Genomic DNA, 21,926 nt, shown 5'->3' with positions numbered 1-21,926 from the left:
CAACAGCCAAAAGGAAAGCCGACATGACTATTAAAGCGATCAACGTGCGCAACCAGTTCAAGGGCGTGATCAAGGAAATCCTGCTGGGCGAAGTGGTGTCGGAGATCGACGTGCAAACCGCGTCCGGCATCGTGACGTCGGTGATCACCACCCGCTCGGTGCGCGACCTGGAATTGAAAGTGGGCAGCGAAGTGATTGCCTTTGTGAAGTCCACCGAAGTGTCTATCGCCAAGCTGTAGACCCTAGCCCCCGCCATTGCAGCGGGGGCCATTTTTTTGCGCGTTTCAGCGGTTGCGCAAACTGCGCTCCATACGCTGCAAGCCTTCCTCCAGCATCACTCGTGGGCAACCGAAGTTCAGGCGCACGAACTGCTGGCTGTCATCACCGAATTCGATCCCTGCGCTCAACCCGACCTTGGCCTGTTCGAGGAAAAATTGCTGTGGGTCATCCAGGCCCAGGGCGCTGCAATCGAGCCAGGCGAGGAAGGTGCCTTGGGGGGCATGCATCACCACACCCGGCAAGCGCGTTTGCACAGCGTCGAGCAGGTAATCGCGGTTGGCTTGCAGGTACTGTTTCAACGCTTCCAGCCATTCGCCGCACTGGCTGTAGGCGGCGCGGGTGGCTTCCAGGCCCAGGGGGCTGACGCTGTCGACCATGCCGCAACGGGCGTGGTTGAAACGCTCGCGAATCTCGGCGTTCTGGATCACCGCAAAACAGGTCTTCAAGCCTGCCACGTTATAGGCCTTGCTCGCCGACATCAGGGTGATGGTGCGCTGGGCAATCTCGGGGCTGAGGCTGGCGGTGGGGATGTGGCGGCGGCCGTCGAAGCACAGCTCTGCGTGGATTTCGTCGCTGATGATCAGCGCGCCGTTGTCCAGGCAGGCCGTGGCCACGGCCAGCAGTTCTTCACGGGGGAAGACCTTGCCCATCGGGTTGTGCGGGTTGCTCAACAGCAGGGCGCCGGCGCCGGTCAAGGCTTCGCGCATGGCGGCCATTGGCGTGATGTATTCACCGTCGATCAATTCGAATGGGACTTCGATGCGCGGCAGGTTCCAGTGCCCCGGCGCCAGGCGAATCGGCCGGTAGTTGGGCGTTTGCAGCACCACCGGCTGGCCCGGTTGTACAAAGGCGTGCAGCGCCATGTTGAAGCCGGGCTCGACGCCGGGCAGGAACAGCAATTCGTCAGGTTGCACGCGCCAGGCGTACTTGGCCCACAGGTCGGCGACGATGGCTTCGCGCACATCCGGGCCGGCCACGCTGTAACCGAGGATCTGCTGGTCCAGGCGCTCGTGCAGGGCTTGCAGAATGGCGGGCGGCGCGGCGATGTCCATGTCGGCGATCCACATTGGCAGCACATCGGCCGGGTAGCGGTTCCACTTGGTGCTGCCGGTGCCGAGGCGGGGGTGGATCGTGTCGAAATCAAAACTCATGGAGGGGCTCGCGGTTGAAAGGGCCTGTGACAGAGCGCCGATTCTAACTGCATGCCGGGTTTATCGCACCCGGCACGCCAGGTAATCCGGGGTCGTCACAGACCTCGGGTTGCGCCAATGGGCAGTAACGCGGCCCTTAGTCAATAAAGCCAAAAACATCCTCGGCCATCTGTTTGCTCAAGACGCCCTGGGTTCCGTCCTCCGTCACCAGTTGAAATGTACCATCCGGGTTGACATCAATGGCGGTAGCGCTGGCCAGACTGGACGAAACCCCTGGTTTGTTTACGATGTCCAGCAGCGGTTGTCTGCCATCCACGGTCTGCCCCAGAACAGTGGCCATACCTACGACCGACTTGGAGTTGCTGCCGCCCACAAAGATGACTTTTGCGTCGCTACCCAATGACTGTTCCAGCTTCGCAAGCTCTCGCGATGCGCTCAGGCTGCCAAGACCGTTCTCGACATTACTGCCGAGCAGATGCATCAGGGTACGTTTTTGAAAAACACCGTTTCTAAGGTCGGTTAGAACGATGAGCGCTGAGCAGTCTGACAGTCCGCGTGTAGACAGTACGGCGTTGCCGCCCTCCAGGGTTTCGCTGGCGCCTGCGGGAACGTAAACGGTCGGCGGCTTGACGGGCGCATCAGGCCTGGGAACCCGTAGGGCAGGTGCGGGTAATTCGTAACTGTGCGGGTAAGCAGTTTTCGGTTTTTCGATCAGGGCATCCAGCCATTCTTGCTTGGTTGGGCTCCCCAGGCCTGTAGCGCCACTGCCGTCCACGATCTTTATTCCCTGGGCCTCCCATTGGCGCATGACTTCGTCCAGTTTGCCGGTGTACTGACTGGCAGGGCATGCAATATCGGCCCAGGGGTCGACAATCCATGCGTCACCCCATTCGGGGCCGGAAAAGTCCACCGTCGCACCGGGCAGCTCTGCGGGGCCGCCCACCACGGTAAATGCATGCTCATTCCCAGCCCTCCATTCATAGGCTCTGCCGCCGCTGCTGTTGATCGTGTCTTTGGCCAACAGGCTCATCTCGCCGCAGTTTCCAACGCCGCTCTTGAGCGCCATCGTCGCACGCTCCGGCGCTCCGGATGGGTGGGTACGTCGCATCCATTGCCGGGTCTGATGCGCAGCCCTTGCTCGTGCCACGTCATCGGCGGAGCGCACCAGATTGCCTGGGCCAAGCCCCGTGGCCTTGAACTGCTGGGTTACTGCCTCTTTTGCCCGGGTCGCAAAAAATTCATTTTTTTGCGAAACCGACAGTGTGTTGAAGTTGCGGGGTTTGGTCAGCGGTCGAACCTTCGCGGTTTTCAGTGCGATGACCTGTTTCTCAATAGCCCCTCTTGCCTGTAGTTCGTACACGACCTCACGCTTCTGGCTGCTGCTCATTTTTGCCAGCTCGGTTTTCAGCTCATTGATCTGCGGGTCTGTGTAGCCTGACTTTTTCAAGTCGGCGAGAGCCTTATCGAGGGGGGGCAATGCGACAAAATCGGCGTCGATCGGCAGGGCGGCAGAGCCTTGGCGTGCGTAGAGTTCGGCGCGGTATTTCTTGCCCAGCTCAGTATTGAAGTCGTTAAGGTCACATTTGATGAAGCGCACCTCCCCGGTCTGACCTGGGGTTATTTTTGCTGTATAGAATTGCGCAGTGTCTGCCTCGATCACCAGGTATTGAGCCGTGTCACCCGCTACTGGACTGGTGACGACGATGCCTCTGAGTTCGCGCGAGTCTTTACAGACGCTGCTGATATTTCCCAGCTTTACGACATAGGTATGGTCACGCAGGAATTCACTTTCGGTCCTGTCAACCATGCCGAATCGGGCATCCTTGGTGATAGTGCCGGTGACGATCGACTTGTATTCGATGAAGGGTTTGCCCTGAACTGGCACCAGTTTACTGCCCACCTCGGTCTCGACCACTTCATTCAAGCGTCTTTCGGCAACCACGAACCGCTTACTGTTAAACAGTGATTTTCGCGCGGCTGGGTACAGGCGTGTATGTTCCAGAGATTGCAGTTCTTTTGCTTTATCTTCGGTTAAGTCAGCCAAGGATTTGACGAAACACAGACTACTTGTGTCTCGTCGCATTCTTCCAGAGAAGGACATGGGGGCCGGACAGAATTCTTCGAAACGGTCCAGGCTGCCAGGGCGCGCCGTGGTAGCGAGATCGGTCAACCGATCCGGCTCGCTGGATTCGTAGCGATAGACTTTTTCACCCGCAACCAGATCGAACCCGTCGGAGCGAGCCACGGTGTACGCATCGGGCGGCATCGGTCGTTCAAGCACGAGGGCCGTGGTACCGTCGGAAAAACGCTCGCGTTGCACGGGCAGGTGAGCCTCGGTGATGATCTCCCTGGATACGCCGTTGTTCACCAGCACGCCGGTTGCTTCGCGGGCCGCGGGGCGTGCGAGCGGCCTGGAGGTCGGCCGCACAAAGGGATCTTCGGGGACTTCTGCGGCGTTGCAGGAGAACAGCGCGTTGAGCACACCATCAAGCATTTTGCTTGAGCCGTCGCTTCGTTCGGCTTCGGTATCGCCCGTGTCGGACTTTTCCGCCCCAATTACAGCCTCCGCGAGGCTGGTAACAACGGCAGCTGCGGCGACTGGAGCGGCAATCGGAGCCAGTTTGGCCAGTAACTCGGCGGCAACAGACAGATCGTTGAGCCAGGTATCGCGGGTGACTTCACTGTTGGATTTGATGGTGGTGTCCGCATCAGCACGCATGCGCTGGCTGGTGGCTTTCGTCACTGTGCTGAAAACGTCCTCGTGGATCACGAAGTTGCCCTGATCGATATGGTTACCTTCCAGGTTGTCTGCGGAGCCCGTTGAGAGCCTATCGAGCAAGGAGTCGATGCCTTCTTTCGAACGATCTTTAGGCGCAAGCAGCCCATACAACGGAAGAAACTGCTCCAGCATCGTTTTCAACACGGGAGTGGACGCTCTTTCCTGACGATCTGACAGGGTGAAATGGGACGCCAGGGCCTTGCGTTTGTCAGGGTTTTTGGCATGATCAGCGATCCAGTTATCCATGCTCTCTAAAGAGTCAAAGCGTAAAAAATCCGGGTTGTTTCCAGGTATATACAGTATCTGACGGCCGTCCCGGCGCCCTTTGAGGTAGCGGTATTGGCCATCATCCAGCTCGGTGAAACGCAGGATGTCGTTGGACATGAGGCCGTTGATGTCGAAGGCATGTACGCGTACGACATGTTTTACCGGGCTGAGGGTCCTTATCTGTTCAAGGGACAGTTGTTGATGTACATCCAATGGCACATTGGCGGCAGCTTTCATGACCAGTTCATAGTCCTGGCGAGTAAAGCGTTGTTCCGCCGGTAGCGCTGCCCGTTCGGCCGGTGTGGCTTGTTCAGCGGCCTTCAATTGCTCTCGCGCCTTGAAAATAAACTGGCCTTTGACCGCCGCCCGATAGTCATCAGCGTGCTCTGTCCAAAAATTGTCGAGTTTTTGGGAGATCTGGTTTTGAAAGTCGGTTTTCCAGCTTTCATGCATCAGTTGCGAAGGTGACAGCGCAAGTTCGTTATGAGTGCCATACCCGCCGTTTTTACTTTTGCCCGGGCCGTCTGTATACAGGCCGGCTTCGGAATCGAGGTTGCCGGGGACCCAGTCGTCCTCCGAGAAGTTGTGTAACAAAGCGTCAGGCAGGCGCAGCGAAGAAGTCGGCTCTTCGTTCATATGTTCCCAGCCGGTGACGGTGTTCGCACTCTGGGAACCCTGGAATCGGTTGAGGTAGATCGTATCGGCATCGACCGTTTTGCCGGTGAGTTTGAGAACCAGGGCCTCGGCCCATTTTTTTGCTTCTGCGCGCAAGTTCGGCAAGTCGCGTGCGACGGTTGTCATCAGGTTTTTGTAGTCGGTCTTGTCTCGTCTCGAGCGCTTGATGGCGCTGCTGTAAACGTGTGCCTGGCGGTGCAGATTGTCCAGCGCCTCCGCCGTTCTTGCCCTGGCGGGCCGCAGCGCGTCGTTTGGCGCAGGCGGATCAAAGCTGCCTTTGTGCCGCAACTGATTGACCCTGGTACGAATGTCGGCCGCTGTGGTAGGCGCCTGCTCCCCGTAAAAGTTGGCGACCACCTCAAGCGGCGTGGCGATGAAACCATTGCCCGGGGCGATGCGCAGGCTTTGATCGGGGACGGGGGCAATAACGTTGGCAACGCTCAAGAGGACAGGGGCAATCTCTTTCCAGTCGGAATCATCGTTCAATGAAAAGACCCTCACTGAACTGTCGTCGCGGACCAGTAACTCACCCGTAGACGGCGTGAGTTCGATGAGCGCTGGGTCGATTTTTTGCTCGCGCATCCAGTCTGCTACCAGCGGGTGGTCGAGGAGGCCGCGATACATTTCCAGCCATTTGCCCAGCGTCGAGCCCTCAGGCGCACGAACCCAGGCGGCATCGCTGCCATCCACTGTCTTGAGAAGCTCTGTGGCGTAAGCCTCGACCAAGCGTTGCTCGTCGATGTTTTGTGCGGCAGGTGGTTGAGGCTCAGGGGTGAGCGATTTCAGGACGGATTGTTGCCTTTCACGCGCTCGACGATAGTCGCCGCGAGGGTCGGCTGCGCCGTCCACAAGAGCGCTGAACGTATTATTGCGATTGATTCGGGCACATTGATTGAAAGTGGCCAATGTTGAGCCCACAACCGGGCTTTCGCCGTAGAAAGCCATTACGTCAAACAGGCAGGCCCGTTTGGGTTGCGGGTAACTCCAGTGTCTGTCCAGTCCGGCGGCCAACGTCCTGACGGCTTCCAGGACCTGGGGTGAAGCCAGCTTCCAGCCTGATGCGTCGTTTGATTTAAAAACCTTTTCATCCCCATTAATCGTGCAATGCAGATCGCCACTGATGGGATCAATCGAGATGCTATTCAGGTTGATGGACTGGTCTACCGCAAATCGCGCAAAAGGCTCGGTGTTCAACGTGTGTCTAAAATGCTCTTGGGCCTTTGAGAAGGTTGAGTCTTCAGGGATGTCATGAATCATCAAATAAAAAATTTTATATGGGTCGCTGTTAAGCCCATCGACGTTGTTGATCAGAGCCTGACTGCAAAGTCTTGCCAAGGCACTGTCGCCGCGTTTGAGTTGCTGCGAAACATCCGAGGGGCGCGACGCGGTAAGGGCGGTGATTTCCTCTGGGGTCATTGCTCCGACAGTGCGTATTGCCTCGGCCTGTTTTCTGTAGTTGAAACTATCTGGAACGCGGCCCGGAAGGAGCGAATGAAACGTCCGGTATTCATTCAGAAAGTTGATAAAGAAGCGTGGAGAGCTTGAGCTTTCGTCGAAGCCGGCGTGGTAGAAGCGGCTGATGAGTTCGAGAGAGGCTCTGTTAACGCCAGGAAAGTCTATCGTCGCGACTTTGAGTGGCGTCAGTTGTTTTGCCGCCGTCAGCACTCGCGGAGCAACTGCGTACCAGCCGGACCTGTCGGTCAACGTAAAGACCGCGGGCTTGCCATTGCTGAGGCAGTTCAATGTGCCCGATGGCAAGGAAATCCGTACGGTGGTGACGTCAATCCCTTTACTGGCTGCAAAGGTTTTGAAGGGGTCGCCGGTGAGCAATGCCGAAAGCTTCGACCATGCCAGGCCGAAGGTTGAGAAGGGTGGGATATTGGACACGGTTTCTGGCGCTGGGAGCGCGCGTTTTTCCTCGATGGCGATATAGCGTTCGAGCATTGCGTTGGCCGACAGCAAGGCCAGTTCACTGTCGCCTTGGGTCACTATTGTGCGGGGAGAGGAATTGGTCTCGGTGGACGTGGGTTGCGCTCGGTCTGGGGCTAGAGCGCGCCGGTTGCGTGACAACACGTGTGCGGCGTCATACGCTACTGTCGCCGCACCTTGCAGGCTGTCGCTGATCAGTTGGGCATAGGTTTTTCGTACATCTTGGTGGCTGGGCTGATCCAGTAAATGAGCGACTGCCTGGGCCATTCCTGCGTCCTCCAGGGGGCTGCTCGATGCATGCATCAGGTAGAGGATCTGATCGGCAAGGTTGGGCTGGTTCACCGACGGGCGTTGTTCCAAGACACTCAGGACACGTTGTTCGGCAGATGCCGCCGCGCTCGATTGAGGCGGGCTGAAATGAGCGCTTGTGCCGCCAAGATCGGCGTGCATTTTGACTGCCAGTGTTTTCAGCACGTTTGAAACTATCGGTTCAGTGGCAGGTAAGTTCAGGTGTGTTGCGCTGGTGAGTGGTGCAATCTTTGTGTTGAGTGTGTTGACGTTTTTCATGTCGGGCTTCTCGCGTTGACCAATACTGACTTCAGGCGGGTTTCGCTGAGTGGCGTGCGGAGTGTGTAAGTTCCTGTCAGTTGTTCGGCCTGTTGGGCGCGAAATATCGCAGCGGCTTTTTCGGCTCCGTTCCATGACCGACAAGTTCTGTAATAAAAACGCCATCGCGCTGGGGATTAAATCTCCAGCGGGCTATTTTGGTGCATCTCAACAACTAGAGTAGCCATGGATGAAATACCAACCCTTCAGCCGTACCTTGATTGCCACTGCCCTGGTGTTGACGGTCAGTGGTGTACAGGCCGCTTCCCAGGCCCCGGTGGCCGGTGAAAATGGCATGGTGGTGACGGCCCAGCATTTGGCAACGCATGTCGGCGTGGATGTACTCAAGGCCGGCGGTAATGCAGTGGATGCGGCCGTGGCCGTGGGCTACGCGCTGGCGGTGGTGTATCCGGCGGCGGGTAACCTGGGCGGCGGCGGTTTCATGACCGTGCAACTGGCGGACGGGCGCAAGACCTTCCTCGACTTCCGCGAAAAAGCTCCGCTGGCAGCCACCGCCAACATGTACCTGGACAAGGACGGCAACGTCATCGACGGCCTGAGCGCCAAGGGCCACCTGGCTGTCGGCGTGCCCGGCACCGTGTCCGGCATGGAGCTGGCGCTGAGCAAGTACGGCACCCTCAAGCGTGCCCAGGTGATTGCCCCGGCGATCAAGTTGGCAGAAAACGGCTTCGCCCTGGAACAAGGCGATATCGACCTGCTGCACACCGCCACCGGCGAGTTTGAAAAAGACCAGGACCTGCGCAGCATCTTCCTGCACAACGGCCAACCGATGCAGGTCGGGCAGAAACTGGTGCAGAAAGACCTGGCCAAAACCCTCAAGGAAATCTCTGCCAAAGGCACAGATGGTTTCTATAAAGGCTGGGTCGCCAAGGCCCTGGTGGACTCCAGCCAGGCAGGTAAGGGCATCATCACCCAGGCTGATCTCGACAAGTACAAGACCCGCGAACTGGCGCCCATCGAGTGCGACTACCGTGGCTACCACGTCGTTTCCGCGCCGCCGCCGAGCTCGGGCGGTGTAGTGATCTGCCAGATCATGAATATCCTCGAAGGCTACCCGATGGCCGACCTGGGCTATCACTCGGCCCAGGGCCTGCACTACCAGATCGAAGCCATGCGCCACGCCTATGTGGATCGCAACAGCTACCTCGGCGACCCGGACTTCGTGAAGAACCCGATCGAGCATCTGCTGGATAAAAACTACGCCGCCAAACTGCGCGCAGCCATCGAACCGCAAAAGGCCGGGGATTCCCAGGCGATCAAACCGGGCGTTTCGCCCCATGAAGGCAACAACACGACCCATTACTCCATCGTCGACAAGTGGGGCAATGCGGTCTCCGTCACCTACACCCTCAATGGCTGGTTCGGCGCGGGCGTGATGGCAAGCAAGACCGGTGTGATCCTCAACGATGAAATGGACGACTTCACCGTCAAGGTCGGCGTGCCGAACATGTACGGGCTGGTGCAGGGTGAAGCCAACGCCATCGCCCCAGGCAAAGCGCCGCTGTCGTCGATGAGCCCGACCATCGTGACCAAGGATGGCAAGGCCGTGATGGTGGTGGGTACGCCGGGTGGCAGCCGCATTATCACTGCGACCTTGCTGACCATCTTGAACGTGATCGACTACAAGATGAACATCCAGGAAGCCGTGGACGCACCGCGTTTCCACCAGCAGTGGATGCCGGACACCACCAACCTTGAGACCTTCGCGGTCAGCCCGGACACCCAGAAGCTCCTGGAAAGCTGGGGCCACAAGTTTGCCGGGCCGCAGGATGCCAACCATTTGGCGGCGATCCTGGTGGGCGCGCCTGCATTGGGCGGCAAGCCGGTGGGGAATAATCGTTTCTACGGGGCGAATGACCCGCGTCGTAACACGGGCCTGTCCCTGGGCTACTGAAGCCTGACGCGGTTAAAAATGTGGGAGGGGGCAGTGTTAAGGTTCAAGCAGGTGTTCCACTGCCGCAAACGCCGCAGCGCGGCGCGCCTCCCAATCCCCTCGAATCACCACCCCTGCCTGCTGATGCTGCTGCATCCAGTCCAGGCTTTGCTGGAAAAACGCGCGGCGATCTTCCAGCTCCGGCTGGCAGCGTTGGCCATCAGCTGTCCACTCCACATCTTCCGGCGAGAGCAGCAGGTGCAGGTCGTAATGACGGGCCAGCAGCTCATCGTCGAGCCACGCCGGGTAGTCGCCGAACAGGGTCTTGCTCCACAGCGTGTTGGTGAGCAGGTGGGTGTCGAGAATCAGCAGGTTGGGTTGCTGTTTGCGGGCGGCATCTTCCCAGGCCAGTTGGCCGTGGGCGATGGCCGGGATGTCCGCCAGGGTGGTATCGCGCTGATGGAGGTCGATGAAATGGCGTACATATTCTCCGACCATCAACCCGCCGAAGTGTTTGTTCAACTCGGCAGCCAACCAGCTCTTACCGCTGGATTCGGGCCCCGCCAACACCACGACCTTCATGTGCGCAACGCCGGATCGGCGCGCCATTCGCGCCAGCCTTGTACAGCTATCACGGTGAATAGCGCATAGAGACCGGCGGTGAGGTACAGGCCTTTATAGAGGAACAGCCCGACGAAGATGACATCCACGGCAATCCACAGCGGCCAGCATTGCACGCGTTTCTGCGCCATCCACATTTGCGCCACCAGGCTGAAGCCGGTGAGGGCGGCGTCGAGCCAGGGTTGCGCGGCGTCGGTCCAGTGGGCCATGGCGGCGCCGAGCAGCAGGCTGCCCACCGCGCCGATCGCCAGGCTGGTCATGATGGCCGGCACGCCCAGGCTCGTGACCTGGCGGCCCTGCTTGACCTCGCCGGCGCGGGTCCACTGCCACCAGCCATAGACTTGCAGCGCGGCGTAGACCACTTGCAGCAGCATGTCGGAATAGAGTTTCACGTCGTAGAACACCCAGGTGTACAGCAACACCATCACCAGGCCGATGGGCCAACACCAGGGGTTTTGCTTGACCGTGAGCCAGACAGCGATCACCCCCAGGGCGGCGGCGAACAGTTCAAGCCCGGACATGGCGATTCCTTGGGGGAGTGGGAGAGGGCGGTGATTGTAACCACAGGCCAGCAATCTTCAAAACACAGGAGGGCAAAGGTGGGAGGGGACAGGCCTCCTCCCACCTTTGGAGCAGTGTCAGACCTTGAACTGGCGCAAGAGGCCGTCGAGTTGCTCGCTCAAACCGCGCAAATGCACGCTGGCCACGCTGGACTGCTCCGCCGCCAACGCCGTGCTATGGGACAACCCCGCCGCCTGGGTGACGTTCTGGTTGATGTCTTCCACCACATGGGCCTGTTGCAGGGTGGCACTGGCGATTGAGGCGTTCAGGCCGTTGAGGTTGTGCAGGGCCTGGCCGATGGCGGTCAGGCTGGCACCGGCCTGGCCCGCTTGCTCGATGGTCAGTTGCGAAGCGCTGTGGCTGTCGCTGATCACCTTGACCGCCGCTTCCGAGTGCCCTTGCAGGCGCTCGATCATCGCCTGGATTTCGGCGGTGGACTTCTGCGTGCGTTGGGCGAGCAGGCGAACTTCGTCGGCTACCACCGCAAACCCCCGGCCTTGCTCCCCGGCGCGAGCGGCTTCGATGGCGGCGTTCAGGGCCAGCAGGTTGGTCTGGTCAGCGATGGAGCGGATCACTTCCAGCACGCCACCGATCTGTGTGCTTTCGCTGGACAGCGTGCGGATCACTTCCACGGCCTGGCTGATGGTGCTGGAGAGCTGGTCGATCTGTTGCAGGCTACCGTCGATATTGACCTGGCCTTGTTGCGCTTGGGCCTGGGCGTCGCGCATTTCGCTGGCGGCGTGTTCAGCGTTCTTGGCCACGTCCTGCACGCCGTAGGTGACTTCGTTGATGGCGGTGGCCACCAGTTCCATCTGTTGCGACTGCTGCTGGCTGCGGTCATGGGCCTGGCTGGCGTTGTTGCCCAGCTCGGTAGAGGACTGGCCCAAGGCGTTGGCGCACACCTGCAACTGGCTCACCACCTGGCGCAGCTTGGCGGTGAAGCTGTTGAAGTGCTGGGACAGTTGGGTGACTTCGTCACGGCCGTGGGTGTCGAGGCTGCGGGTCAGGTCGCTTTCGCCGCTGGCGATATTGCCCATGGCATGCACCGCCGCCTGCAACGGCCGCACGATGCTGCGCGCAATCAGCGACACCAGCAGGCCCATCACCAGCGCAATGACCAGACCGACCACTGAGGCTTTCCAGACCTGGGCGGTGAACTCGGCCTGTACGTCGTCTATATACACGCCGGAGCCGATAATCCAGCCCCAGGGTTCGAACAACTGGATATAGGAAGTCTTCGCCACGGGCGCCTGTGCGCCGGGCTTGGGCCAGCGATAGTTGACGATGCCGGCACCCTTGGCTTTTGCCAGGTTCACGAACTCGTTGAACACTGCAAACCCATCGGGATCGCGGATGGCCGAGAGGTTCTGGCCATCGAGCTTGGGGTTGGCCGGGTGCATGATCATCACGGGCGTGAGGTCGTTGATCCAGAAATAGTCGTCGTGGTTGTAACGCAACCCGCGCACCGCGCTCAGGGCTTGTTTCTGGGCCGCGTCGCGGGTCATGACGCCGGTGGTTTCCAGGCCGTGATAAAACGTCAGGATGCCACTGGCGGTCTGGACTACATGTTGGGTCTGTTGGCGCTTGGCTTGGTAAAGGTCGTCGTGGATCTGCTTGAGCATCAGTAAACCCAAGGTCAGCAGCATCAGCACGGCGACTATCAGGATCAGCCAGAGGCGTCGGCTAATCGACATATTGCGCAAACTGTTCATCGTCCTGGCACTCCGGGCTTTTTATAATTGTGGGCGTCGCATCGACTTTTACGCCTTGTCTGATAGGCTTTCGGCCTGTAATCGGAAAACCTGAGTACTGCCTGATTTTCACAGCATTTTTGCGGGCCGGTGTTGACCATCATCAACATTGGGCCTTCAGCGCGCGCGTCGTCAGTGAACCATTAAAAAAGACTAGTAAGGCATGCCACGGCGCATGACCTTTGGGGGAAGCATGGATTTTTGGACCGCCATTCAGGCATTGATTCTTGGTGTAGTGGAGGGGCTTACAGAGTTTCTGCCGATCTCGAGTACCGGCCACCAGATCATCGTCGCCGACTTGATTGGCTTCGGTGGTGAGCGCTTCGAAGCATTCAATATCATTATCCAGTTGGGTGCCATTCTGGCCGTCGTCTGGGAGTTTCGCCGCAAGATCCTGGACGTGGTCGTCGGTTTGCCGACTCAGCGCAATGCCCAGCGTTTCACCGTGAACCTGATCATCGCCGTGCTACCGGCCGTGGTGCTGGGGGTGATTTTCGCGAACGCGATCAAGCATTACCTGTTCAACCCGATTACGGTGGCTTCCGCCTTGGTGGTGGGTGGCGTGATCATGTTGTGGGCTGAGCGGCGCGAACATACCGTGCATGCTGAAACGGTCGATGACATCACCTGGAAAGATGCCCTCAAGGTCGGCTTTGCCCAGTGCCTGGCCATGATCCCCGGTACCTCGCGCTCCGGCGCTACCATCATCGGCGGCCTGCTGTTCGGCCTGTCACGCAAGACGGCCACCGAGTTCTCGTTTTTCCTGGCCATGCCGACCATGGTCGGCGCGGCGCTGTACTCGGGCTACAAGTACCGCGAGCTGTTCCAGCCGGCGGACCTGCCGGTGTTTGCCATCGGGTTTATCACCTCGTTTATTTTCGCGATGATCGCGGTCAAGGGCCTGCTCAAGTTCATCGCCAGCCATAGCTACGCGGCGTTTGCCTGGTACCGCATCGGTTTTGGCCTGCTGATCCTGGCGACCTGGCAGTTCGGTTGGATCGACTGGGCGGCGGCCAAGGCATGAGCATCCAGCACCCACGCTTGAAGGCGGCGCTCTTTGTGCTGTTGTGCGCGGCGCCGCTGTTGGGGTCGGTGCTGGTGTGGCAACGCGGCGAAACCGTGGTCCCGCTGGCGGCCTATGGCGTGGTCAGCGTGATCGCGTTTTTCCTGTACTGGAGTGACAAACGCAAAGCGCAGATCGACAGTTGGCGCACCCCGGAAAACATCCTCCACGCCGTGGAGCTGGCGGGCGGTTGGCCGGGGGCGTTGATTGCCCAGCAGGTGTTCCGGCACAAGACACGCAAGGTGTCTTTCCAAGTGCTGTTCTGGGCGATTGTTCTGCTGCACCAGGTGTTCTGGTTGGACCAGCTGTTCCTCGGCGGCACGTTACTGTCCGTCCTCTAGCCACAAGCCGATCTGCGTGCGCTTGGGCAATTTGCTCACCACCAGTTGGTGGGAACGCTGCAACAAGCCACGCAGTTCCTCGGCGCCCAGCGGGTAGGGTGTGTTCATGATGATCCACTGCGCACGCGCCAGATACGGCGCCGGGTGGATGCCGGGACGGTCGACGTGGCCCAGGAACAGCTCCTTGTCGACCTTGAACGCCAGCGAATCACCGCGCAGGTTTTGCAGGGCGAACATCTTGTTGCCGGCAATCGAGAACACCCGCACACCGCCCCATTTATAGTCTTCCCGCGCACCCGGCAGGCTCAGGCAGAAGGTGGCGACTTGTGCTTCGGTCATTTTCATAGCAGACGGTCTCCGCAGCTTTTAAAGCCTTCTTCCAGGTAATCGATCCAGGCACGAATGGCCGGCAGCACGCCGCGCCGGTGCGGGTACACGGCCTGTAACCAGCCGCCCGGCAGTGACCATTCCGGCAGCAGCTGCACCAACTGGCCGTTGGCCAATTCTTCCTCGCAATACATCATCGGCAGCACGGTGAAGCCCAGGCCCATGATGGCGCTGGCCTTGCGCACGTTGAAGTCATCAACGCCCAGGCGCGCCTCCATGATCAGGTCATGGGGCGTGCCCTGGGGATCGAGAATACGTTGGTGCACCATGCGGTCCGCCTCCAGCGCGCCGAGTATCGGCAACTGCTTGAGGTCATCGAGGCTGCTGATCTGGCGGCCATGCAAGAAGTTCGGGCTGGCAACCAGAGCGGTCTGGGCCGGGCGCAGGCGTTTGGTGACGAGCAACGGGTCTTCATCGCCCAGCTCGCGCACGCGCAGCGCGACGTCGATGCCTTCGGCCACCAGATCGACGCGGCGGTTGACCAGGGTCATTTCCAGCTGAACCTGAGGGTGCGCTGCGAGAAATCCAGCGACCACATCCGGCATGATGTTGTTTGCCAACCCCACCGGGCACGTCACCCGCAACCGGCCACGGGGTTCGCTGGACATGCTGGCCACGGCCTCGTCGGCCATCTCGGCTTCCAGCAGCATTGCCTGGCAGTGACGCAGGTAGCGCTCGCCGACGGCGGTGAGGGTCAGCTGGCGCGTGGTGCGTTGCAGCAGGCGCGCGCCCAGGCGTTCCTCCAGCTCGGCAATCCGCCTCGACAAGCGTGATTTGGGAATGCCAAGCAGCCGACCAGCGGCAGCGAAACCGCCGGCTTCGACGACTTTGGCAAAATAGTAGAGATCGTTGAGGTCTTGCATGGCGCGCCTATTGTCCTGTCAGTGGGACAAACTATCGCATTGCAGGCGGCTTATCGAGTATTGGTTTCATGCGTAGCATCACCACCATCTGATCGCCCTAGTCGATCCCACCTCGGAGATCCATCATGAAACTGTTGCATATCGATTCCAGCATCCTCGGCGACAACTCCGCTTCCCGTCAGCTCAGCGCCGGCGTAGTGAAGGCCTGGCAAGCGGCTGAGCCGAGTGTGGAAGTGACTTACCGTGACCTGGCCAGCGACGCGATCAACCACTTCTCCGGCGCCACCCTGGGCGCGTTGGGCACCGCCGCCGATCTGCGTGACGCTGCGCAAAAGCACGAAGCTGAACTGAGCGCTTCGTCCCTGGCTGAATTCCTCGCTGCTGAAGCCATTGTGGTCGGTGCGCCGATGTACAACTTCACCATCCCGACCCAACTGAAAGCCTGGATCGACCGTATCGCGGTCGCTGGCCAGACATTTCGTTACACCGAAGCGGGTCCGGAAGGCCTGTGCGGTAACAAGAAAGTGATCATCGTATCCACCGCTGGCGGCTTGCATGCCGGTCAAGCCTCGGGCGCGGCCCATGAAGGCTATCTGAAACTGCTGTTCGGCTTCCTCGGCATCACCAACATCGAAATCGTGCGGGCCGAAGGCCTGGCTTACGGTGATGAAGTTCGCAGCAAGTCCCTGAGTGACGCTAACGTACTGATCCAAGAGCAATTGTTCGCTGCCGCGTAAGGCTTGTGTAAATAACGCCTTCTCTCGGTTTCAATCTGAAACCGAGCGCCTAAACTCTGTATTCTGTTCGCCTGAACGCGACCGGACTACGGAGTTTTTTCGTTTACCCGCTGTCTCCTTTGATGTGGCCCAGGTTGTGCAAGCATGGGTTCAATACCCTGGACTTTTCATTCGACATGTCGGTTCTCACGCAGCAAAGGTGGACATCCCCATGATGCGTCTTTGTGCTGTTCTGGTTCTTTCCCTGCTCGGCGGCCTGATTTCAGTGCACGCCGCGCCCGCGCCGCACCCCCATTGGAGTGTCGGCTTTCATCGCATGACGTTTCTTGATCCGCTCGACCTGCAGCCCATGAAAGCCGTGGCGTTCTACCCATCTACCGGCCTTGAGCACACCACGCAGTTGGGCGCCTATCACGTCGCCGCCACCGAAGATTCCAGGGTTGCCATTGGCCGTTTCCCGATGCTGATGCTGTCCCACGGCAACACCGGCACGCCGCTGGCCCTGCATGACCTGGCCACGTCCTTGGCGCGTAAAGGTTTTGTGGTGGTGGCGGTGCTGCATCCCGGCGACAACTACAAGGACCACAGCCGCCTGGGCACGCTGAGCAATCTGTATGGGCGGCCGATCCAGATTTCCGAAGCGATCACCGCGACCCTGGCGGACCCGATGCTGTCGCCGTTTGTGGATATTGACCAGGTGGGCGTGATCGGCTACTCCGCCGGGGGTGAAACCGCGTTGATCCTCGCTGGCGCCAAGCCTGATTTCGACCGCCTGCGCCGCTATTGCCAGGAACGCCCGGAAGACCGCGACGCCTGCACTACCAAAGGCGAGTTGGTGGTGGACCGTGACGACTTGCAGCCGCAATCCGACCCGCGTATCCATGCGTTGATGCTGATGGCGCCATTGAGCCTGATGTTTGGCCGTCACACCTTGGCCGATGTGCATGTGCCGGTGCTGCTCTACAGCGGCGACGGTGACAAGCTGGTGGCCGTGGACAAGAACGCCGAAGCCCTCGCGCGCAAATTGCCTGAGCCGCCGAATTTCAAGCTGCTGGCCGGCGCAGGGCACTTCGTGTTCATGGCGCCGTGCGACAGCGATCAACTGGCCGCCATGCCGGCCATCTGCACCGACGCTGACGGTGTCGACCGCGAAGGCATCCACCGCGACTTGATCTCAGAGGCCGGGCGCTTTTTCGCTCACGCCCTCAGTGAGCCTTCTCGCGCGGGCTTACAGACCGCCGATCAGTAAGCCTTGCGCTTCAGCAGCAAGGTCACGCCCAGTGCCGTGACCGAAAGCAGCGCCGCGCAGAAGAAGATCCAGCCATATCCCAAGTTCAGCGCCACAAAGCCCATCAACGGCCCGGCAATCGCCAGCGCCAGGTCAAAGAACACTGCATACGCACTCAAACCAGCGCCACGGCTGCTATTGGGCACTTGTTTGATGGCTTCTACACCCAGCGCCGGATACACCAGCGACAAGCCAAAACCCGTCAGTCCAGCGCCGATCAACGCGACGCCGGTGGACGGCGCCAGCCACAATAAGGTGAGGCCTAGGGTTTCGATAACCATGCACGCGATGGCGGCGTTGAACCCGCCAAAGCGGCTGATCGCCGAGATAAACACCAGGCGCGACAGGATAAAGCACACGCCAAACACCGAGAGGCAGTATGCCGCGCCTTCCCAGCCACGATTGAGGTAGTAGAGGGTAATAAAGGTGGTCAGCGTGCCGTAGCCAATCGAAGACAGGCACAAACTGGCCCCAAATGGCGCAATACGCCCAAACACTGCCCAGAATGGCAGGCGTTCGCCGCGCACCACCGGCACCGAGGGCTTGTTGCGGATCAGCATCAGACCAAGTGCCGCGAGCACGGTCAGGGCAATCCCGAGGCTGTTGTAGCCATACTCGGCCACCATCACCACGCCCAGCGGTGCACCGATGGCGATGGCGCCGTAGGACGCAATGCCGTTCCATGAAATCGACCGCGCCGTGTGCTCTGCGCCAACCTGGCCCATGCACCAACTGATGGTACCCACGCCGATCAGGCCTTGGGCCACGCCCAGCAACAGCCTTGCGACGATCAGAATGCCCAGGCTCAAGCTGGGTGTACTTTCCAGCAGCGTCGCGAAAAATGTCAGTACACCGCTGACCAAAATACCCGCCAGCCCCAGCACAATCGCACGTTTGGTGCCGACGTTGTCTGACATCCGCCCAGCCATGGGGCGGCTGAGCAGGGTCGCCAGATACTGCGAACCGATGGTAATCCCAGCCACCACGGCGCTGAAACCCAATTGTTCGTGCACGTAGCCGGGGATGACCGCAATCGGCAGGCCGATGCAGATAAAGGCGATAAAGGTGTAGAAGACGATGGAGACGATCTGCAAGGTGATCGACAGAGAGGAGGGGGCGGCGGTTGACATGGGCACTCGTTCGCGGGCGGGCGGTGAGGGCATCATGGCAAGGGCGTGGGGGAAAAGGAAGCAGCCTATCTATTAATTCCCATATTCCACCAGATGCAAAAAGCCCCATCACAGTGGATGGGGCTTTTACTCGCCGCTTGCGGCTAAACGCTAGTCACCGCTCTTAAAACACCACGCCTTGGCTGCGCAGGTAGTCATCATAGGTGCCGCTGAAGTCGATCACGCCGTCGGCGCTCAACTCGATGATGCGGGTAGCCAGGGACGATACGAACTCGCGGTCGTGGCTGACAAAGATCAGCGTGCCCGGGTAGTTTTCCAGCGCCAGGTTCAGCGCCTCGATGGATTCCATGTCCAAGTGGTTGGTCGGTTCGTCCATGATCAGCACGTTCGGCTTTTGCAGGATCAGCTTGCCGAACAGCATGCGACCTTGCTCACCACCGGAGATGACCTTGACCGACTTGAGGATCTCGTCGTTGGAGAACAGCATGCGGCCCAGCGTTCCGCGAATCATCTGCTCGCCCTGAGTCCACTGGCCCATCCAGTCGAACAGCGTCACGTCGTCTTCGAAGTCGTGCGCGTGATCCTGGGCGTAGTAGCCCAGTTCTGCCGCGTCGGTCCACTTGATGCTGCCTGCGTCCGGGGTCAACTCGTTGACCAGGGTGCGCAACAGGGTGGTCTTGCCGATACCGTTCGGGCCGATGATCGCCACGCGCTCGCCGGCTTCAACCTGGAAGCTGAAGTCCTTGAACAGCGGCTTGCCGTCGAAACCCTTGGCCATTTTTTCGACCATGACAGCCTGGCGGTGCAGTTTCTTGTTCTGATCGAAACGGATGAACGGGCTCACACGGCTCGAAGGCTTGACCTCGGCCAGCTGGATCTTGTCGATCGCCTTGGCACGGGAAGTCGCCTGCTTGGCTTTCGAGGCGTTGGCCGAGAAGCGGCTGACGAAGGATTGCAGCTCGGAGATCTGCGCCTTCTTCTTGGCGTTGTCCGACAGCAGCTGCTCGCGGGACTGGGTCGCCACGGTCATGTACTCGTCGTAGTTGCCCGGGAACAGGCGCAGCTCGCCGTAGTCCAGGTCAGCCATGTGGGTGCACACGCTGTTCAGGAAGTGACGGTCGTGAGAGATGATGATCATCAGGCTGTTACGCTGGGTCAGGATGTTTTCCAGCCAGCGGATGGTGTTGATGTCCAAGTGGTTGGTCGGTTCGTCGAGCAACAGCACTTCAGGATCGGAGAACAACGCCTGGGCCAGCAATACGCGCAGCTTCCAGCCTGGGGACACTTCGCTCATCGGGCCGAAGTGCTGTTCCAGGGGAATGCCCAGGCCCAGCAGCAGCTCGCCGGCACGGGACTCAGCGGTGTAGCCGTCCATCTCGGCGAACTCGGTTTCCAGCTCGGCCACGGCCATGCCGTCGTCTTCGCTCATTTCCGGCAGCGAGTAGATACGGTCGCGCTCGGCCTTGACCTTCCACAGCTCCTCGTGGCCCATGATCACGGTGTCGAGCACGGTGAATTCTTCGTAGGCGAACTGGTCCTGGCGCAGTTTACCCAGGCGTACATTCGGCTCCAGCATGACCTGGCCGCCCGACGGGTCGAGATCGCCGCCGAGGATTTTCATGAAGGTCGACTTGCCGCAACCGTTGGCACCGATCAAACCATACCGGTTGCCGGCGCCGAACTTGACCGAGACGTTCTCAAAGAGCGGCTTGGCGCCGAACTGCATGGTGATGTTAGCTGTGGAGATCAATTACTTTACCTATCAATGGGTTGCGAGCGTGGCAGCAGGCGCCGTCAGGCATGCATCAACAGCGACATCAAGGCGCGAAACCCGGTCGCTGAGCAAAAAATGGGGATGTGTGTTGGAATTTGGCGCGCATTGTCGCATATGTGAGGCGACAGTTGTATGGCAGAGAACGACGGCTGTTCAGAGCCTTGTAAAGTCGGGCTCCACTCCTCGTGCAGGTCGGATGCCTGGCGGTATTTTTCGCCATTCGTCTAATGCCCGGCACTTGCACCGGCCTGCCGCCTCACATCATTAAGCGCGGATACCCCGAGCCTAAGAACGGAGAGCCAGCATGGACATCAATGAGAACGCCCCAGGCAATCTTTCACAGCAGGCCGTAACGCGCGGCACAGATAATGAGACAGGGCACGACCCGAGAAATGATGAGGACCATATCCCGCTACCGCCGGACGATGATGCACCGCTGGATGAGGACATGTCCGATGTCGATGCTGCCGATTCGGTCGCAAGCGAGCATCCCGACAACTGAACAATGCGTAGAGTAAGGAACCCGGCCAGGCGCCGGGTTTTCTGTATCCATCATGCAGCCGGTGCATGAGTCGCAAAGTGCGGCTTCGCCAACGTCTCCGGCATCGCCACCCACAACAGCGCCAACGCGACACCCGCAACGCCGGCCAGGGTCAGGAAGGCCGCGTTGTAACCCGCCTGTTGCACCACGAACCCCGCCAGGCTGTTGCTCAATGCCGCGCCCAAGCCAAACACCGTGGACAGCGCGCCCAGGCTCACGTTGAAACGGCCGGTGCCTTGGGTCAGGTCTTTGACGATCACCGGGAACAGCGCGCCGAAGATCCCCGCGCCGATGCCGTCGAGCATTTGCACGGCCACTAGCCAATAGGGGTCGCTGGACAGGGTGTAGAGCACGCCACGCAGCGGCAGAATCATGAAGCCGAACATCAGCAGCGGCTTGCGCCCCCACACGTCAGCCTTGACGCCTACCAGCCAGGCGATCGGCACCATCACCAATTGTGCGGCGACGATGCAGGCTGAAGTCAGCGGGGTGGCCATCTGCAGGTTGATTTGGGACAGCTTCTGGCTGACCAGCGGCAACATGGCGGCGTTGGCCAGGTGGAAGAGGGCGCAGCAAATGGCGAACAGCAGCAGCGGGCGGTTGGCCAGCAATACTTTCACGCCCGAGGGATGTTCGTGGTCGGTGGCATGGGCCGGATCGAAACCGCGGGCGACCTCGTGGTCGATGGCCTTGGCGGACACGCAACTGACCGCGACGATACTGGCCACCGCCATAAACGCCATCAGGTAGAACACCACGACCGGTCCATACAGGTAAGCCAAGCCACCGGCCAGCAGTGCGGCCACGGCGTTGCCGGCGTGGTTGAAGGTTTCATTGCGCCCGGTGCGGCGGGTAAAGGCGCGCGGGCCGGTGATCCCCAGCGAAATCGCGGAGATTGCCGGGGCAAACACGGACGCAGCGACGGCGCTGGCGGCCTGGGTCAAGGCCACCAGGCTGAACGCGCTGACGAAGGGGAGCACCAGGCAACTGGCAGTCACCAGGATGGCGGCGAGGGCAACCACGGCGCGCTTGCTGCGGGTGCGGTCAATCAGTGCACCGGCCGGGCCCTGGGTCAGCAGCGCGGCGATACCTGCCAGGGTCATGACCACGCCGATGCTGGCCGGGTCCCACTTGTGCACGGCCAGCAGGTAGATAGCCAGGTACGGGCCGAGGCCGTCCCGCACATCCGCCAGGAAGAAGTTCAGGCTGTCCAAAGACAGGGCATTACGCAGGTCGGAGTGGTTGGCCACGATGAAGGCTTCGCTGAGGCGGTGTTCAAGGGCTGAACA

At 60.0% G+C, this 21,926-nt stretch carries 17 protein-coding genes; 7 read left to right on the top strand and 10 right to left on the bottom strand.

Features of this window, described 5'->3' with window-relative positions; translation table 11 throughout:
- Positions 1–23 precede the first annotated feature (23 nt).
- Entirely contained in the window at positions 24–239 is a 216-nt protein-coding gene (locus AOA60_RS03065; RefSeq protein WP_003173733.1) for a molybdopterin-binding protein, read from the top strand.
- A 45-nt stretch (positions 240–284) separates the two neighbouring features.
- On the opposite strand, the gene AOA60_RS03060 is transcribed toward AOA60_RS03065, so the two are convergent.
- Both AOA60_RS03060 and AOA60_RS03055 read right to left on the bottom strand, forming a co-directional pair.
- Positions 285–1,430: a MalY/PatB family protein gene (locus AOA60_RS03060; RefSeq protein WP_099583138.1), complete on the bottom strand. Its 1,146-nt coding sequence runs from the start codon at positions 1,428–1,430 to the stop codon at positions 285–287.
- Between the two features lie 136 nt (positions 1,431–1,566).
- Complete coding sequence (locus tag AOA60_RS03055) at positions 1,567–7,647, bottom strand: DUF6543 domain-containing protein (RefSeq protein WP_099583137.1); 6,081 nt, start codon at positions 7,645–7,647, stop codon at positions 1,567–1,569.
- A 229-nt stretch (positions 7,648–7,876) separates the two neighbouring features.
- Here AOA60_RS03055 and ggt point away from each other — a divergent pair, with 229 nt between their 5' ends.
- Positions 7,877–9,601: a gamma-glutamyltransferase gene (gene ggt, locus AOA60_RS03050; protein ID WP_099583136.1), complete on the top strand. Its 1,725-nt coding sequence runs from the start codon at positions 7,877–7,879 to the stop codon at positions 9,599–9,601.
- Positions 9,602–9,637: 36 nt separating this feature from the next.
- Here ggt and AOA60_RS03045 read toward each other — a convergent pair whose 3' ends face one another.
- The 3 genes from AOA60_RS03045 to AOA60_RS03035 form a co-directional block, all read right to left on the bottom strand.
- Positions 9,638–10,162: an AAA family ATPase gene (locus AOA60_RS03045; protein ID WP_099583135.1), complete on the bottom strand. Its 525-nt coding sequence runs from the start codon at positions 10,160–10,162 to the stop codon at positions 9,638–9,640.
- Positions 10,159–10,722, bottom strand: coding sequence for a nicotinamide riboside transporter PnuC (pnuC, locus tag AOA60_RS03040; protein WP_032891136.1), 564 nt, complete (start codon positions 10,720–10,722; stop codon positions 10,159–10,161). Before pnuC ends, AOA60_RS03045 begins: the two co-directional genes overlap by 4 nt.
- Positions 10,723–10,839: 117 nt before the next feature.
- Positions 10,840–12,474, bottom strand: a complete 1,635-nt coding sequence (locus AOA60_RS03035) for a methyl-accepting chemotaxis protein (protein WP_099583134.1) — start codon at positions 12,472–12,474, stop codon at positions 10,840–10,842.
- A gap of 232 nt (positions 12,475–12,706) precedes the next feature.
- Between AOA60_RS03035 and AOA60_RS03030 the strand changes: the two genes are divergently transcribed.
- Positions 12,707–13,537: an undecaprenyl-diphosphate phosphatase gene (locus AOA60_RS03030; RefSeq protein ID WP_099583133.1), complete on the top strand. Its 831-nt coding sequence runs from the start codon at positions 12,707–12,709 to the stop codon at positions 13,535–13,537.
- Entirely contained in the window at positions 13,534–13,917 is a 384-nt protein-coding gene (locus AOA60_RS03025; RefSeq protein ID WP_099583132.1) for a DUF1294 domain-containing protein, read from the top strand. The genes AOA60_RS03030 and AOA60_RS03025 overlap by 4 nt, the downstream gene beginning before the upstream one ends.
- On the opposite strand, the gene AOA60_RS03020 is transcribed toward AOA60_RS03025, so the two are convergent.
- Positions 13,900–14,262, bottom strand: coding sequence for an MmcQ/YjbR family DNA-binding protein (locus AOA60_RS03020; protein ID WP_099583131.1), 363 nt, complete (start codon positions 14,260–14,262; stop codon positions 13,900–13,902). The genes AOA60_RS03025 and AOA60_RS03020 overlap by 18 nt on opposite strands.
- Positions 14,259–15,167, bottom strand: a complete 909-nt coding sequence (locus AOA60_RS03015; protein ID WP_099583130.1) for a LysR substrate-binding domain-containing protein — start codon at positions 15,165–15,167, stop codon at positions 14,259–14,261. Before AOA60_RS03015 ends, AOA60_RS03020 begins: the two co-directional genes overlap by 4 nt.
- Positions 15,168–15,292: 125 nt before the next feature.
- Here AOA60_RS03015 and AOA60_RS03010 point away from each other — a divergent pair, with 125 nt between their 5' ends.
- Both AOA60_RS03010 and AOA60_RS03005 read left to right on the top strand, forming a co-directional pair.
- A complete protein-coding gene (locus AOA60_RS03010; protein WP_099583129.1) occupies positions 15,293–15,904 on the top strand; it encodes an FMN-dependent NADH-azoreductase in 612 nt (203 codons plus the stop codon).
- 211 nt (positions 15,905–16,115) lie between these two features.
- Positions 16,116–17,153, top strand: a complete 1,038-nt coding sequence (locus tag AOA60_RS03005; protein WP_099583128.1) for a dienelactone hydrolase — start codon at positions 16,116–16,118, stop codon at positions 17,151–17,153.
- Here AOA60_RS03005 and AOA60_RS03000 read toward each other — a convergent pair.
- Both AOA60_RS03000 and AOA60_RS02995 read right to left on the bottom strand, forming a co-directional pair.
- Positions 17,147–18,322: an MFS transporter gene (locus AOA60_RS03000; RefSeq protein ID WP_099583127.1), complete on the bottom strand. Its 1,176-nt coding sequence runs from the start codon at positions 18,320–18,322 to the stop codon at positions 17,147–17,149. The genes AOA60_RS03005 and AOA60_RS03000 overlap by 7 nt on opposite strands.
- A 163-nt stretch (positions 18,323–18,485) precedes the next feature.
- Positions 18,486–20,072, bottom strand: a complete 1,587-nt coding sequence (locus AOA60_RS02995) for an ABC-F family ATPase (RefSeq protein ID WP_081797888.1) — start codon at positions 20,070–20,072, stop codon at positions 18,486–18,488.
- A 328-nt stretch (positions 20,073–20,400) separates the two neighbouring features.
- Between AOA60_RS02995 and AOA60_RS02990 the strand changes: the two genes are divergently transcribed.
- A complete protein-coding gene (locus AOA60_RS02990) occupies positions 20,401–20,598 on the top strand; it encodes a hypothetical protein (RefSeq protein ID WP_099583126.1) in 198 nt (65 codons plus the stop codon).
- Positions 20,599–20,648: 50 nt separating this feature from the next.
- Here AOA60_RS02990 and AOA60_RS02985 read toward each other — a convergent pair whose 3' ends face one another.
- Positions 20,649–21,887 carry an MFS transporter gene (locus AOA60_RS02985; RefSeq protein WP_099583125.1) on the bottom strand — a complete coding sequence of 413 codons (1,239 nt, stop codon included), beginning with the start codon at positions 21,885–21,887 and terminating at the stop codon, positions 20,649–20,651.
- Between the last annotated feature and the right edge of the window lie 39 nt (positions 21,888–21,926).

Source organism: Pseudomonas sp. 2822-17, from assembly GCF_002742485.1.
GTDB lineage: Bacteria > Pseudomonadota > Gammaproteobacteria > Pseudomonadales > Pseudomonadaceae > Aquipseudomonas > Aquipseudomonas cyclaminis.
This window is presented reverse-complemented; position numbering and strand designations above follow the sequence as displayed.